The sequence below is a fragment of the Streptomyces sp. NPDC051207 genome, assembly GCF_040682395.1.
Classification (GTDB): Bacteria; Actinomycetota; Actinomycetes; order Streptomycetales; family Streptomycetaceae; genus Streptomyces.
This window is the reverse complement of sequence record NZ_JBFBAX010000018.1, coordinates 28,131-42,580: the sequence shown is the minus strand read 5'-3', so window position 1 is coordinate 42,580 and position 14,450 is coordinate 28,131. Positions and strand designations below refer to the sequence as shown.

12 protein-coding genes are annotated in these 14,450 nt (G+C 75.1%); 6 read left to right on the top strand and 6 right to left on the bottom strand.

The window, feature by feature from the left end:
• Positions 1–59: 59 nt before the first annotated feature.
• Complete coding sequence (locus AB0M97_RS18930; protein ID WP_365962025.1) at positions 60–1,166, bottom strand: mechanosensitive ion channel family protein; 1,107 nt, start codon at positions 1,164–1,166, stop codon at positions 60–62.
• Positions 1,167–1,492: 326 nt separating this feature from the next.
• Between AB0M97_RS18930 and AB0M97_RS18925 the strand changes: the two genes are divergently transcribed.
• Positions 1,493–2,029 (top strand): HNH endonuclease, encoded by a 537-nt coding sequence (locus AB0M97_RS18925; protein ID WP_365962024.1) that lies wholly within the window; start codon positions 1,493–1,495, stop codon positions 2,027–2,029.
• An 86-nt stretch (positions 2,030–2,115) separates the two neighbouring features.
• Here AB0M97_RS18925 and AB0M97_RS18920 read toward each other — a convergent pair whose 3' ends face one another.
• From AB0M97_RS18920 to AB0M97_RS18905, 4 genes are all read right to left on the bottom strand, one after another.
• On the bottom strand, positions 2,116–3,459 hold the full coding sequence (locus tag AB0M97_RS18920) for an FtsX-like permease family protein (protein ID WP_365962023.1): 1,344 nt from the start codon (positions 3,457–3,459) through the stop codon (positions 2,116–2,118).
• The gene (locus AB0M97_RS18915; protein ID WP_365962022.1) at positions 3,456–4,166 is read right to left on the bottom strand and encodes an ABC transporter ATP-binding protein; all 711 of its coding nucleotides are present in this window, start codon (positions 4,164–4,166) and stop codon (positions 3,456–3,458) included. Before AB0M97_RS18915 ends, AB0M97_RS18920 begins: the two co-directional genes overlap by 4 nt.
• Positions 4,163–4,696: a PadR family transcriptional regulator gene (locus AB0M97_RS18910; protein WP_365962021.1), complete on the bottom strand. Its 534-nt coding sequence runs from the start codon at positions 4,694–4,696 to the stop codon at positions 4,163–4,165. The genes AB0M97_RS18915 and AB0M97_RS18910 overlap by 4 nt, the downstream gene beginning before the upstream one ends.
• Positions 4,697–4,775: 79 nt before the next feature.
• On the bottom strand, positions 4,776–7,661 hold the full coding sequence (locus tag AB0M97_RS18905) for a beta-N-acetylglucosaminidase domain-containing protein (RefSeq protein ID WP_365962020.1): 2,886 nt from the start codon (positions 7,659–7,661) through the stop codon (positions 4,776–4,778).
• A 320-nt stretch (positions 7,662–7,981) separates the two neighbouring features.
• Here AB0M97_RS18905 and AB0M97_RS18900 point away from each other — a divergent pair, with 320 nt between their 5' ends.
• The 3 genes from AB0M97_RS18900 (at position 7,982) to AB0M97_RS18890 (ending at position 10,847) form a co-directional block, all read left to right on the top strand.
• Entirely contained in the window at positions 7,982–8,305 is a 324-nt protein-coding gene (locus AB0M97_RS18900) for a hypothetical protein (RefSeq protein ID WP_365962019.1), read from the top strand.
• Positions 8,306–10,444: a 4-alpha-glucanotransferase gene (gene malQ / locus AB0M97_RS18895; protein ID WP_365962018.1), complete on the top strand. Its 2,139-nt coding sequence runs from the start codon at positions 8,306–8,308 to the stop codon at positions 10,442–10,444.
• 145 nt (positions 10,445–10,589) lie between these two features.
• Positions 10,590–10,847 (top strand): hypothetical protein, encoded by a 258-nt coding sequence (locus tag AB0M97_RS18890; RefSeq protein WP_365962017.1) that lies wholly within the window; start codon positions 10,590–10,592, stop codon positions 10,845–10,847.
• Between the two features lie 141 nt (positions 10,848–10,988).
• On the opposite strand, the gene AB0M97_RS18885 is transcribed toward AB0M97_RS18890, so the two are convergent.
• Entirely contained in the window at positions 10,989–11,519 is a 531-nt protein-coding gene (locus AB0M97_RS18885) for a MarR family transcriptional regulator (RefSeq protein WP_365962016.1), read from the bottom strand.
• A gap of 136 nt (positions 11,520–11,655) precedes the next feature.
• On the opposite strand from AB0M97_RS18885, the gene AB0M97_RS18880 reads away from it, so the two are divergent.
• The gene (locus AB0M97_RS18880; RefSeq protein WP_365962015.1) at positions 11,656–12,630 is read left to right on the top strand and encodes an EamA family transporter; all 975 of its coding nucleotides are present in this window, start codon (positions 11,656–11,658) and stop codon (positions 12,628–12,630) included.
• 221 nt (positions 12,631–12,851) lie between these two features.
• Entirely contained in the window at positions 12,852–14,387 is a 1,536-nt protein-coding gene (locus tag AB0M97_RS18875; protein ID WP_365962014.1) for a PQQ-dependent sugar dehydrogenase, read from the top strand.
• Positions 14,388–14,450 lie beyond the last annotated feature (63 nt).

The window sequence follows — 14,450 nt, the reverse complement described above, 5'->3', positions numbered from 1 at the left end:
TCAAGGGAAGGGAGACCGGCCGTCAAGGGGAAAGGGGGAGTGGCCGCTGGCAGGGCCGCCTACTTCGTCGTGCTCGGCGGGGCCAGCGGGGACGCCGCCACCGACTGCGGGGAGGTGGTGCTCGCGTAGGCCGACGGGGCGGCCATCCCGGCCGTCGGGTCGGCCGCCGCGGGCGCGTCCTCGGCCGCGGTGGCGCCGCCGACGATGCGGATGCCGTCCGCGTCGAACGCCCGCTTGATGCGCCAGCGCAGCTCGCGCTCCACCGTCAGGGCCTTGCCCGGCATGGTCTTCGCGGAGACCCGGACCACCATCGAGTCCAGCAGCACGCTGTCCAGGCCGAGGACCTCGACGGGGCCCCACAGCATCTCGTTCCAGGGCTCCTCCCTGGCGAGCTTCTCGCCGACCGAGTTCAGCGCGGCCTTCACCCGGTCCAGGTCCTCGTCGGCGCGGACGGTCACGTCGACGCCGGCCGTGGCCCAGCCCTGCGACAGGTTGCCGATGCGCTTGACCTCGCCGTTGCGGACGTACCAGATCTCGCCGTTCTCGCCGCGCAGCTTCGTCACCCGCAGGCCCACCTCGATCACCTCGCCGGAGGCGACGCCCGCGTCGATGGAGTCGCCGACGCCGTACTGGTCCTCCAGGATCATGAAGACGCCGGAGAGGAAGTCCGTGACGAGGTTCCGGGCGCCGAAACCGATCGCCACACCCGCCACGCCCGCCGACGCCAGCAGCGGCGCGAGGTTGATCTGGAACGTGCCCAGCACCATCAGCGCGGCCGTACCCATGATCACGAAGCTGGCGACCGAGCGCAGTACGGAGCCGATGGCCTGCGAGCGCTGGCGGCGCCGCTCGGCGTTCACCAGCAGGCCGCCCAGCGCCGTGCCGTCCACCGCCTGCACCGTGCGGTTCATGCGGTCTATCAGCTTGGTGATCGCGCGCCGCACCATCACGCGCAGCGCCGCCGCGATCGCCAGGACCAGCACCACCCGCAACCCGATCGCCAGCCAGGTCGACCAGTTCTGCTCGACCCAGCTCGCGGCGTTCGTCGCGCTCTCCTGGGCGTCCCGGAGCGAGGGCACCACCGGGGTCGGGCTCCCGGACGGCGACGGGGACGGCGACGGACCGGCGGCGGGCAGGACGGCGGTCAGAACGGCGGACAAGGACACGGCAGGTACCTCCAGGTGCAGCGGACTGCCCCCGGCCCGGGGGCGCGGTGGTCCAGGTCACGGGAAGGTCACCGAAAGGGCAGCTCCACCACACTAACGGGGCATCGTGTGCGGATCGCCGTGATGTCCCGGGGACGATCTGTGGCCATTCGCGGGATGAACAGGCTGGATGAAGGCGGCGTGATCCGGGGGAGAAATCAGGTGTGGTCGAAAACACTCCCAGCCCGTTACCGGGACATGGTGGCGCTTCCACCAGGCATGAGGGGAGACTGACTACGGATCGTCCCGGCGCGAGCCACGCGCCGCCGGCGTACAAGGAGGCATCCGTGCCGCATGTCCTGGTCCTCAACGCGTCGTACGAGCCGCTCGGCGTCGTACCGCTCCGCCGCGCGCTCGTCCTCGTCCTCGAGAACAAGGCCGTATGCCTCGAGGAGTCCGGCGCCTTCATGCACAGCGCGACCGTCACAGTCCCCGCACCCAGCGTGGTCCGGCTCAAGCGATTCGTCCGGGTTCCCTACCGGGGGCCCGTTCCTCTGACCCGCCGGGCGCTGTTCGCCCGCGACGGGGGCCGGTGCATGTACTGCGGTGGCGTCGCAACCAGCGTCGACCACGTCATCCCGCGCAGCCGCGGGGGCAAACACGTCTGGGACAACGTGGTGGCGTCCTGCCGCCGCTGCAACCACGTGAAGGCCGACCGCCACCTGTTCGAGCTGGGCTGGCGGCTGCGCCACAAGCCCGCCCCGCCGACGGGCCTGGCCTGGCGCATCATCGGAACGGGCCACAGGGACCCGCGCTGGCTGCCGTACTTGCAGCCGTTCGGCGCGGACGACGCCCTGGCCCGGATCGACGGCATTTCCGCCTGACGACGATCCGGGCCTTCGCATTGCCGTGCGGTGCGCGCGGCGGCCCCGGGAGCCCTCCCGCGCCCCGGGGCCGCGCCGTCACGCCCTCACACGTAGCGCAGTTCCCCGGGGCGCACCGACCGGCGCAGCAGGGGCAGCGCGGTCGCCGCGGTCAGCAGACAGCCGGCGTACACCGCGACCGGGACCAGCAGCGCCGTCCACGGCACCGGCCAGTCGCCGCGCCCGAGCGTCGCCCAGCCGGTGCCGATCGCCATGCCCCCGGCGCCCGCCACCAGGACGGCGGGCGCCAGCGGCAGCGCCGTCTCCAGCAGCAGCGCCCGGCCCAGCACCGCGTGCGGCACCCCGGCGGCGACCTGCGCGGCCAGGGCCCGGCGGCGGGCGGCCAGGGACTCGGCGGCGCCGACCGCGAGCGCGGACAGCACGATCACGAGGGCGACGGCGATGGCCGCGGCCGTCAGATCGATGCCGGTGGTGTAGAAGGACAGGTTGCCCGGACGGTCCCTGCCGGTGTGCAGCGCCGCGAGGAACGCCTCCCGGATGCCGGCGAAACCGGTCCCGGTGACCGTCACCAGCAGCACCGCCGCGTGCGCGCGGGCCGCCGCCCACGGGTCGTCGCGCAGCCGCTCCGCCGCGATCAGCACCGCCGCACTCCCCGTCCGGGGGGCCAGCACCGTGCCGGTCAGCCGGGCCGCCACGCCCACCAGCCACAGGGCGACCGCCCCCGTCACGACCACCACGGCGAGGATCAGCGCCGGCGCGGACGCGGGACCGCGCCGCGGCGGCCCGTCGTGCGTCACGGCGTACGAGACCGCTGCCAGGCCGAGGAGCAGCACCACGGCCGGCAGGAACGTCCGGCCGGGACGCCGGGGCCCCGTCCGGCGCACCCGGCCCAGCGGCGAGGCGACCACCCGGCGCAGCGCCAGGACGCTCACCAGCGCCCCGAGCACCGGCACCGCCACCAGCACCGCCGTGAACCCGGCCCACGCGGTGACGGGCGCCCGGTCCCAGTGGAGCAGCGCGAGGACCGCACAGCACACCGTCGCGGCGGCCGAGCCCGCCAGGCACGTCAGGCCCGCCTCGGCGGCGGAGATCCGCCGCACCTGCCAGGGCGTGGCACCCGCCAGCCGCAGCGCGGCCAGCCGCCGGTCCCGGTGGACGGCCCCGATCCGGGCGCACTGGCCGAGGAAACCGAGCACCGGCAGCAGCAGGAGCAGCAGCGCCAGGACCACGCCCCGCCGCTCGCCCGGCTGGTCCAGCAGGCCGTGCGCGAACGGCACGTGCTGCTGCCCGCGCAGCGCGGCCACCGCCACGGCCGCCAGCGCGAGCCCCGACGCGATCAGCGCACCCACCGCCGTGAGCGTGACGCGCCACCACTCGCGCCGGTCCGAGCCGCGCACGAGCCGCCAGGCGAGCCGCAGATCCGCCGTCACCGGGTCACCCCCGGCAGCGCCGCGTCCTCGGCCACGACCGTGCCGTCGCGCAGCGACACCTCACGGTCCGCGTACGCCGCCACCTGCGCGTCGTGCGTGATCAGCAGCACCGCGGTGCCCGCCTCGCGGGCGGTGCGCACCAGGGCCGTCATCACCTGCTCGCCCGCCAGTGAGTCCAGCGCGCCCGTCGGCTCGTCCGCGAACACCACCCGCGCGCCGGTGACCAGGGCCCGCGCCAGCGCCGCCCGCTGCGCCTGGCCGCCGCTCATCCCGCCCGGCCGCAGGTCCCCCTGGTCGCGCACCCCGAAGCGTTCCAGCCACTCACCGGCCCGCTCCCGCGCCCGCGCGCGGGAGACGCCGGCCAGCATCAGCGGCAGCGCCACGTTGTCCAGCGCGGTCAGCTCGGGGATGAGCTGCCCGAACTGGAAGACCACCCCGAACTCGGTGCGGCGCAGCTCGCTCAGCCGCTTCTCCGGCAGCCGGTCCAGGCGCTGCCCGTCGTAGGTCACCGAGCCGCCGTCCGGGCGGACGATGCCCGCGAGGCAGTGCAGCAGCGTGGACTTCCCGCTGCCGCTGGCCCCGGTGACGGCGAGGATCTCGCCCGCCCGCAGGCCGACCCGGACGCCGCGCAGGGCCTGCGTCCTGCCGTACGTCTTGACCAGGTCCCGGGCCGCGAGGAGCGGCTCGGTGGTGTCCCGGTGATTCATGCTGCGTCGACCTCCGCGGTCAGGGTGGACAGCCGGGCCGCCGTGGTGTTCATCCAGCGGAGGTCGGCGTCGAGGTGGTTGAGGGCGTAGTCCGCCGACAGGACGGTCGCCAGGTCGGCGCCGCTCGCGGTCTTCACCGCCGTGAGCTCGCGCATCCGCGCCAGGTGGGCGGTGCGCTGGGCCCTCAGATAGGCGGCGGGGTCACCGCCGCCCAGGATGGCGACGACGACCTTCGTGAAGATCTCGTTCGTCACGAAGGGCGCGGGCGGCGCGATCTCGGCGGCCCAGCGGGCGAGTTCGCGGTCGCCGTCGGGCGTCGAGCGGTACACGGTCCGTTCCGGGCCGCCGTCCGCGTCGGTGCCGCCGACCTCGGCGAGGCCGTCCCGGACCAGGCGTTGCAGGGTCGTGTAGACCTGCCCGTAGGCCAGCGGGCGGGCCTGCGGGAAACGTTCGTCGTGCCGTCGCTTCAGGTCGTAGCCATGGCTCGGCCCCGAGGCGAGCAGCCCCAGCAGGATGTGGCGGGTGCTCATGAAGATCAGTATGTACCGAGTATATGTACTGAGTGAATAGCTGGCGGTGAGGGAGTTTCCGTGGCGCCGGGGCCGGGCCTCACTCGTCCGCCGGCTGCTCCGCCACCGCGTACGCCTCCACCGACCACAGCGAATACCCGTACCGGGTCGCCCGCCGGTCGCCCTGCACGCGCACGTACCGCACGTCCCGCTCGTCCATCCGGACCGACTCCCGGCCGCCCCGGCCGTCCCGTACGGTCGCCGCCGTGCGCCAGCGGTGGCCGTCGGCGGACACCTGGACGCGGTACGCGGCGGCGTAGGCGTCCTGCCAGTGCAGCACGACCCGGCCCAGCCGCACCGGACGGGACAGCTCCAGCTGCCACCAGGCGCCGTCGTCGGCCGGGGACGACCAGCGCGTCCCGGCGTCGCCGTCGTTGGCCGCGGACGCCGGGAAGTCGGGCGTCTCGTCGCCCGACGAACGCGCCGTCCCGGTACGCGCCAGGTCGGGTCCCCCGGTGCGCGGGAACGCGCGCACGGTGAGCGTGCGGGTCACCCCGCCGAACCCGATCCGGACGTCGTACGACCGGGCCGGCGTCCCCGCCGCCACGCTCACCTCGACCGGGACGTCGACGGTCGTGCCGCGCGGCAGCGTCAGCGCGTCCTTCGCGGGCCGCACCCGCACACCCTTGGGCGCGTCGGCGGTGAACCGGCCGCGCACGTCGCCCGGGCGCAGCGATGCCAGGCGCGCCGTCAGCCGCTCCCCGCCGCCGATCTCCACGTCCGCCCGCTCCCGCGTCAGGTCCAGCGACACGCCGGGGGAGTCGCCGAACCACGGCACCACGTGCCGTACGCCCCCGGTGCCGGTGACCCGCACGGCGTCGGCGCGCACCCGTGCGGACGCCTCCGTGGCGCCCGCCCCGTCCAGCCGGCCCACCCGGCGCCAGCCCTCGCCCGGGACATGGATCTCGACATGGCCCTCGGTACCCGGCTCGGCCAGCACCGTCACGGCCGACAGGGACCGGGGCTGCGGAAAACGCACCGTGCGGGCGTCCGCCGCGTCGCCCGCGGCCGTCACCGGCTCGTGGTCGATGCCCGTCCAGGTCCGGTACGCCTGCTCCGCCCGGCCGAGGAACGGGTCGAGCACGCCCTTGCCGACCGTCACGCGGGCCGCCGCCAGCCGCTCCCGCTGCCCGCCGAGCCTCCGGTACGCCGCCCAGGCCGCCGCCGCGTCCCCGGAGCGCTGCGCCCGCAGCATGTCCAGCGCCGTCGTGCCGGCCTCGCCGTACCGGGCCAGCTGCCCGGCCCACGGCGCGACCTCCCGGCCGAGCGCCGTGCCGGACAGCCGCCGCGGCAGCTCCCGCAGGACCGCGAACGCCTCCCGCAGACGCCGCTCCTCGGGCGGGCCGGCGGGGCCCGCCGCACCCTCGCGCGCCTCCCAGTACGCCTCCGTCAGCGGACGCAGATACGCCGACTCGTCCGCGCCCAGCACCGACGACGCGTCGTTCCCGGCCAGCGCCGCCAGTGCCTCCCCGCGGCGGTCGTCGCCCGCCGACAGATCGTCGATCGCCGCCCGCCAGGACTCCTGCGGCCGGTACGCGCGCGGGTTCCAGGCGTAGTCGGCGGCCGTGAACAGCGGGATCCGGGACGCCTCCGGCTGCTCCATCGCGTTGGCCAGCAGGGCCGCCGAACCGGTGGCCACGGCGGGCTCGCGTCCCTGGTAGGGGCCGAGGAAGACCCGGCCGGGCGCGTAGTCGTTGACCGGGTAGTTGTCCATCGTGACCAGCGGGTGCCGGCCGAACGCCTGCCGCGCCCCGGCCAGTTCGCGGCCCGTGATGGTCCGCGGCACCACGCCCACGCCGGTCCACGCCACCTCGACGCCCGCCGTCAGCTCGTCCGCCAGCGCCCGCCGGTACGGGGTCGCGCCGTCCTCGTAGTACTCCGTCGGCATCAACGACAGCGGCGCGGCGTCCGGGTGACGCTCGGTCAGATGCCGCGCGACCGCGTTGGCGACCCGCGCCTGCGCCCGCGCCGCCGCCCGCGGCCCCGAACCGAACCGCTCGGCGTCCGCCCCGCAGTGCCACTCGCTGTAGCTGACGTCCTGGAACTGCACCTGGAAGGCCCGGAAGCCCAGCTCCCACATCGCGTCCAGCTTCCGCGTCAGCGCCCGTACGTCGTCGTCCGACGCGAAACACATCGCCTGGCCCGGCGCCACCGCCCAGCCGAGCGTCACGTGGTTGCGGCGGGCCCGCTCGGCCAGCTCCCGGAACTCCGCGCGCCGCTCGGCCGGGTACGGCTCACGCCAGCGCGCCTGCCGGTGCGGGTCGTCGCCGGGGGCGTACAGGTAGCGGTTCTGCTTGGTGCGGCCCATGAAGTCCAGCTGCGCCAGGCGCTGCGCGTGCGTCCAGGGCGTGCCGTAGAAGCCCTCCGTGATGCCGCGCACGGCGGTGCCCGGCCAGTCGCGGACGTCCACGGCGGCGACCGTGCCGTCCTCGCGCACGAGCTGCCGCAGCGTCTGCACGGCGTGGAACAGGCCGTCCGGACCGGCCCCCGCCAGCAGGATGCCGCCGCTGTCGACGGTCAGCCGGTAGCCCCCGGACGGCAGCTCGTACCGCACGTCCCCGCGGGACCTCTCCCGGCCCGCCCGCACCACCAGCGCGCCCGCGGGCAGCGGCTCGCCCGCGGCGGCCTCGGTGATCCGGCGCGCACCCGCCTCCCGCAGCACCGCCCGCAGCACCTCGACGGCATGCGGGTCCGCCGTCCCGTCCGCGACCAGCGCGACCTCTTCGGTGACGGCGACGGGCGCGCCGTTCGCCCGCAGCGACTGGGGACGCGGCCACACCGTGACACCCGGCCGGGCCGCATCCGGCGACGCCGTGACCGTACCGGGGGCGGGCGGCGCCGCCACGGCGGCGGGCGTCGCACCCAGAGCGCCCGCGACGACGGCGAACGCGAGGGCCGCGGCCCTCTTCCTGCGCCCGAACTGCACGGGCCCCCTCCTGGTCGCTCTCCGCTGCTTCCCGTCGGCCGACGCCCACCCGATCCACCTCGACGGGCGTCCGCGCCCCGGTGTGCGTGTCCGTGTCACAGGGAGCACGCACAGGGACACAGGGCACCGAGCCCACCATCCGCGCGGCGAAGGTGTCAACGACAGTGGCCGTTGTGGGGTGTTTGCCCCGGCCCGCGAGGTGGGCAAGGCTGAACAATGTGACCAGGGCCACGATGTCCGTCCCCACGCGCCTGCCTTCGCGCGCACTGGGTAGGGCTGCATCGACCCGCACACGAGCCGTGCCCCCCGAGGAGGCCCCCGTGGCTGTACCGGTACAACACGTTCCGATTCCCGCCCCGTCCAAACCCCGGGCGGAGCCGTCCGCCGCACCCGACACCGCACGCGTGTACGTGTTCAGCGCGGAGGGAACCTGCGCCGAGGCCCCGCTGACCAGCGAGCCGCCGCTGCCCGACGCCGAACCCCTCACCAGCGAGCCGCCCCTCGCCGACGCCGCCCCGCTGACCAGCGAGCCGGACACCTACCCGGCGGCGTCGTACCCGGACTATCCGGGCCACGACTACCAGGACTTCCCCGACAGCCCCGACCTGTTCCGCACCCCGGACCTCTTCCGCCCGGAGCCGTAGATGAGCGCGCCCCAGCCGGCCGGACCTTCCGACGGGGACCTGTCCCGGCTCGCCGACCTGCACGGCGTCGCCACCTCCTACAGCCCCTCCCCGGACCGCACGGTCACCGCCTCGGCCACCGCGCTCACGGCCGCGCTCGGCGCCCTCGGCGTCGACGCGAGCGGCCCCGCGGCCGTGCGCGCCGCGCTCGCCGACCGGGAGCGGGAACTGCGCGGACGGCTGCTGCCGCCCACCGTGGTCTGCTGGGGCACCGCGGCACCGGCCGCCCTGGCCGCGCTGCCCGACGGCACCCGGCTGCGTATCGAGACCGAGCAGGGCGAGACCCGCGCCGGCGCCGAACACCTCACGCCCGGCGTCCACCGGCTGACCGCCACCGCCCCCGACGGACGCACCACCACCGCCCACCTGATCGCCGCCCCGCCCCGGCTGCCCACCCCCCAAGGCCGCTCGTACGGGCTGCTCGTCCAGCTGTACTCCCTGCTGTCCCACCGCTCCTGGGGCATGGGCGACCTCGGCGACCTCGCCGAGCTGACCGCCTGGGCCGGACGCACCGCCGGCGCCGGATTCGTGCAGGTCAACCCGTTGCACGCGGCCGTGCCCGGCGCCCCCACCGACCCCTCCCCGTACCGCCCCTCCTCCCGGCGCTTCCCCGACCCGGTGCACCTGCGCGTCGAGGACGTCCCCGAGTTCGCCCACGTCGCCGACCCCGAGCGGGTGCGCGGCCTGCTGGACCGCGCCACCGCGCTGCGCGACACCGTCCTCGCCAAGGACGCCCTCATCGACCGGGACGCCGTGTGGGAACTGAAGCGTCAGGCGCTGGAGCTGATCCACCAGGTGCCCCTCGGCCCCGGCAGGCGCGCCGCCTACGAGGACTTCCGCGCCGAGCAGGGCCAGGCCCTGGAGGACCACGCCACCTGGTACGCCCTCGCCGAGGTGCACGGCCCCGACTGGCACCGCTGGCCCGCCGGGCTGCGCGACCCGCGCTCCGCCGACACCGCGCGCGCCCGCGCCGGCCTCATGGACCGCGTCGACTTCCACTGCCGGCTCGCCTGGCTCACCGACGCCCAGCTCACCGCCGCCCAGCGCGCCGCCCGCGAGGCCGGCATGCCGGTCGGGATCGTGCACGACCTCGCCGTCGGCGTGCACCCCGGCGGCGCCGACGCCTGGGCCCAGCAGGACCACTTCGCGGCCGGCATGTCCGTCGGCGCGCCCCCGGACGCCTTCAACGCCCGCGGCCAGGACTGGGGCCTGCCGCCCTGGCGCCCCGACCGGCTCGCCGCATCCGGCTACGAACCCTTCCGCCGCCTGCTGCGCGCCCTGTTCCGGTACGCCGGGGCGCTGCGCATCGACCACGTCATGGGCCTGTTCCGGCTCTGGTGGGTGCCCCACGACCGGCCCCCCACCGAGGGCACCTACGTCCGCTACGACGCCGAGGCCATGCTCGCCGTCCTCGTCCTGGAGGCCTCCCGCGCCGGGGCCGTCGTGATCGGCGAGGACCTCGGCACCGTGGAGCCCGGGGTGCGCGAGACGCTGCGCGAGCGCGGGGTGCTCGGCACGTCGGTGCTGTGGTTCGAGCGGGACTGGGCCGGCGACGGCCGCCCCCTGCCGCCCGACCGCTGGCGTGCCGACTGCCTGGCCACCGCCACCACGCACGACCTGCCGCCCACCGCCGCCCGCCTCACCGGCGAGCACGTCGAACTCCGCGACCGGCTCGGCCTGCTCGCACGCCCCTTGGAGGAGGAACGCGCCGAGGCGGCGGCCGACACCGGGGAGTGGCTGGAGCGGCTGGCGGAACTCGGGCTGCTGCGCGGCACGGGCGCCGGGCACGGCAGCGCCCGGGAGGAGGCCGAGATCCAGGCCGTCCACCGGTTCCTGCTGCGCACCCCGGCCCGGATGATCGGCGTCTGGCTCCCGGACGGCGTGGGCGACCGCCGCCCGCAGAACCTGCCCGGCACGTGGGACCAGTATCCGAACTGGCGCCTGCCGATCGCGGACGCGGAGGGCAGGCCGGTGACGCTGGAGGACCTGACGGCATCACCGAGACTGAACGCGCTGCTGGAGGTGGTGAGAGGGGAGGCGGAGGGCGACGCCGGTTCCGGAGGAGGCGGCGCGTCGGCCGACGGCGCCCGTCCAGGATGAGACGGCGGCGCCCGTCCCGGCGGAGGCGGTGCGTCGGACGGCGACTCACGTCCCGGACGGCGGCCCCCGTCCGGGAGGGACCGGCGGCGTCCTCTAAGGCACCCCCGGGCGAGCACCGCCGACCCGCGTCGGATAATTTGGCACCGTGGACAAGAAGAACGCCCTGCGCGCCGGCGCCCTGGCAGCCGGTACGGCGCTGATGATGCTGCTCATGACGTCCCCCGCGCTCGCTCTCACGCGCGACGACGGTGACGACCCCGGGCCGGGCCTGAGCGTCGTCGAGACGCTGGGCTGGTTCGTCGTCGCCCCCATCGCGCTGTTCCTGCTCATCACGGGCGCCGTGATGGTCCTGGACCGCTCGACCGTCCGCCACACCAAGCCGAAGGCCAAGGCCCAGGCCTGACACCGCCCGGCCGGGGCGTCCGCCCAGGCCTGGCACCGGGCTGCGCCGCGGCCCGGCCCACGCACCCCGAGGGCGCCGCCCTCGCCGCCGTACGCATGCGCATGCCTGCCGTACGACGACGAGGGCGGCGCCTTCGGGGTCTCAGTGGTCGGCGCCGGGCGTGCCCGCGAGCAACTCCCGCAGCAGGTCGGCCAGTCGGCCGACCTGTTCGTCGTCGAGGGCGGACAGTCCGGCCGACTGCACGGCGAGGCCGGCGCCGACCGCCCGGTCGATGAGGTCGAGGCCCTTCTCGGTGAGCGTCACCTGGAGCCCGCGGCGGTCGTGCGGGTCGGGAGAGCGGCGCAGCAGTCCCGCGCGCTCCAGTTTGTCGAGGCGGCCGGTCATCCCGCCCGTGGTGAGCATGAGCGTCGCCGAGAGCTGCCGCGGTGAGAGCGTGTACGGCTCGCCGGAACGGCGCAGCGTGGCCAGGACGTCGAACTCGCCGCGTGAGATGCCGAAGGGCGCGTACGCCTTCTCCATGCGGTCGCCCATCGAGCGGGAGAGGCGGAAGATCCGCCCGAAGACCTCCATCGCGCGGGTGTCGAGATCGGGCCGCACCGCCGCCCACTGGTCCACGATCGCGTCGACGGGGTCCTTGCGCCGGTCTTCGCGCTGCTCCGGACGTGCACTCATGGGCCGAGTATCGGGCCGGGAAGGGTCGTACGCAAGAAAGTCTCTTGGCGATCAGCGGATCGGCGTTAAGTCACTTGACGGTAAGTAGCTTAGAGGTAAGCTAATTGCGCCAACCCCCTTCCGAAGGGTGCGTCCCATGGCCTCCACCAGCCGCCCCGCCCTCATAGCCCTCACCGCCCTCGCGCCCGTCTCGTGGGGCACGACGTACGCGGTCACCACCGAGTTCCTCCCGGCCGACCGCCCCCTGTTCACCGGCCTCGTGCGCGCGCTGCCCGCCGGGCTGCTCCTGCTGGCCCTCGCGTGGGTGCTGCCGCGCGGCGCCTGGTGGTGGAAGGCGGCGGTGCTCGGCGCGCTGAACATCGGCGCGTTCTTCCCGCTGCTGTTCCTGTCGGCGTACCGGCTGCCGGGCGGCATGGCGGCGGTCGTCGGCTCGGTCGGGCCGCTGTTCGTCGCGGGGCTCGGGGCGACGCTGCTGGGGGAGCGGCCGACGGTGCGGACGCTGCTCACCGGGGTCGCCGCCGCGTTCGGCGTCAGCCTGGTGGTGCTGGAGGCGGCCGGTGCCCTGGACCCGGTGGGCGTGCTCGCGGCCCTCGCCTCCACGGCGTCCATGTCCACGGGCACGGTCCTCACCAAGCGCTGGGGCCGCCCCGACGGGGTGGGCCCGCTGGCGCTCGCCGGCTGGCAGCTCACCGCGGGCGGCCTGCTGATCGCCCCGCTCGCCCTCCTCGTGGAGGGCGCGCCGCCCGCGCTGGACGGCCGGGCGGCCGGCGGCTACCTGTACCTGGCGCTGGCCAACACGGCGGTGGCGTACTGGCTCTGGTTCCGCGGCATCGGCCGCCTCACCGCCACCCAGGTCACGTTCCTCGGCCCGCTGTCCCCGCTCACCGCGGCGATCGTCGGCTGGGCGGCCCTGGGGGAGGCGCTGACGCCGGTCCAACTGGCGGGGATGGCGGTGGCGTTCGGGGCGACGGTTGTGGGACAGGTGGGACCGGGGCGGGCCGTCGACCCGCTGAAGGCCGGGTCGTTGCCGTCCCTGTCCCGCGGGTGGCGCACGGCGGCGCCCGCGGGGCCCAGGGAGCCCGGCACCGCAGACGTGATGCCGGGCCGGTGAGCGCATCCTTTCGCGCCACGCGGCGCGAAAGTGGCGCAATCAACCGTTGCCGCTCTGGTGTGGGACCCGCAGCCTGGAGGTGCGGGAGCGCTCCCATGGTGCGTGCGTGGTCCTTGTCATGATCATGCTGTGCCCTGCCGTGGGGGTCGCGCCTGCGGAGTTCATCACCGCACCGCCGTCCAAGACCACCGCCGTGCAAACGTCCTCGTTCTGGAGCCGACATGCCACGACGCCGCTGGACCGGGCCCCTGCTGGCCCTCCTGCTGACCGTCCTCACCCCCCTGCCCGCCGCAGCGGCCGAGTCCTCGGCGGCGCCGGCCCGGACGGGCACGGCACAGGGCGCCTCGGCCGTGCCCCTGCCGTCGCTCAAGGCGACCACCACCCAGGTCGCCTCCGGGCTGCGACGGCCCACCAACGTCGTCGCCCCCGACGACGGCACGAACCGCCTGTTCATCACCGAGAAGCCCGGCACCGTCCGCGTCTACCGCCCGGGCACCGGCCTGGCCCCGGATCCGCTGATCGACATCACCTCGGCCGTGGACGAGTCGGGCAACGAGCGCGGCCTGCTCGGCATCGCGCTCCCGCCCGACTTCGCCCAGAGCCAGGACCTGTACCTGGCGTACACGGCACAGCCCGACGGCGCGGTCACCCTCGCCCGCTACCGGCTGGACGAGTCCCGCCTGGAGGTCCTGCTCTCCCAGGAACACGCCGAGTACAACAACCACAACGGCGGCCAGCTCGCCTTCGGCCCCGACGGCAAGCTGTACTGGAGCATCGGCGACGGCGGCGGCTCCGGCGACCCCCTCCGCGCCGGGCAGCGGCTGGACACCCTGCTGGGCAAGATCGTGCGCATCGACGTGAGCCGTGCCTGCGGCCCGCTTCCGTACTGCGTCCCCGCCGACAACCCCTTCGTGGGCCGCGCCGGGGCCCGCTCGGAGATCTGGCTGTACGGGCTGCGCAATCCGTGGCGGTTCTCCTTCGACGCCGCCGACGGTTCCATGTGGATCGGCGACGTAGGGCAGGGCCGGTGGGAGGAGATCGACCACATCCCGGCCGGCCGGGGCGGGCTGAACCTGGGCTGGTCCTGCTACGAAGGGCTGGAGAAGTTCCAGGGCGGTCACTGCGTGCCCGGTGAGACGCACACCAAGCCGGTCTTCACGTACTCGCCGTACACCGGCGGCTGTTCGGTCATCGGCGGTCAGGTCTACCGGGGCCGGCAGTACGCCGACCTGGTCGGCGGCACGTACATCGCCACCGACTTCTGCTCGTCCACGGTCTGGGCGCTGCGCCCCGACGGCAGGGGCGGCTACGAGCAGGCCGAGATCGGGGAGATGCCCACCCAGGTGTCGTCCATCGGTACGACCGCCGAAGGGGAGTTCTACGTGGTCAACGACCTGCCGGGCGGCCTGCACCGGGTGTCGTTCGCGAGGGAGGAACCCACCTGCCGTGTGAACCGCAGCGTGAAGTCCTGGGGCACCGGCACGACGGTCGACCTCACCGTCACCAACACCGGCACCGTCCCGGTGAACGGCTGGACGCTGGAGTTCTCGCTCGCCCTCGGGCAGACCGTCGTCTCCGACTGGAACACGGACATGACGCAGCTGAGCAACGTGATCAGGGCGACCAACGCGTCGCACAACGCCACCATCGCTCCGGGCGCGAGCGTCACCCTCGGCTACCTCGCCAACCACACGGGCGACACCTCGCCACCGCCCCGGTTCAAACTGAACGGCGACGCCTGCGCGGTGGGCCGCTGAGACACCCGCGATACGGGAACGGCACACGGTCCCGTGAACGGCGAGGGGCGCCCGGCACAACGC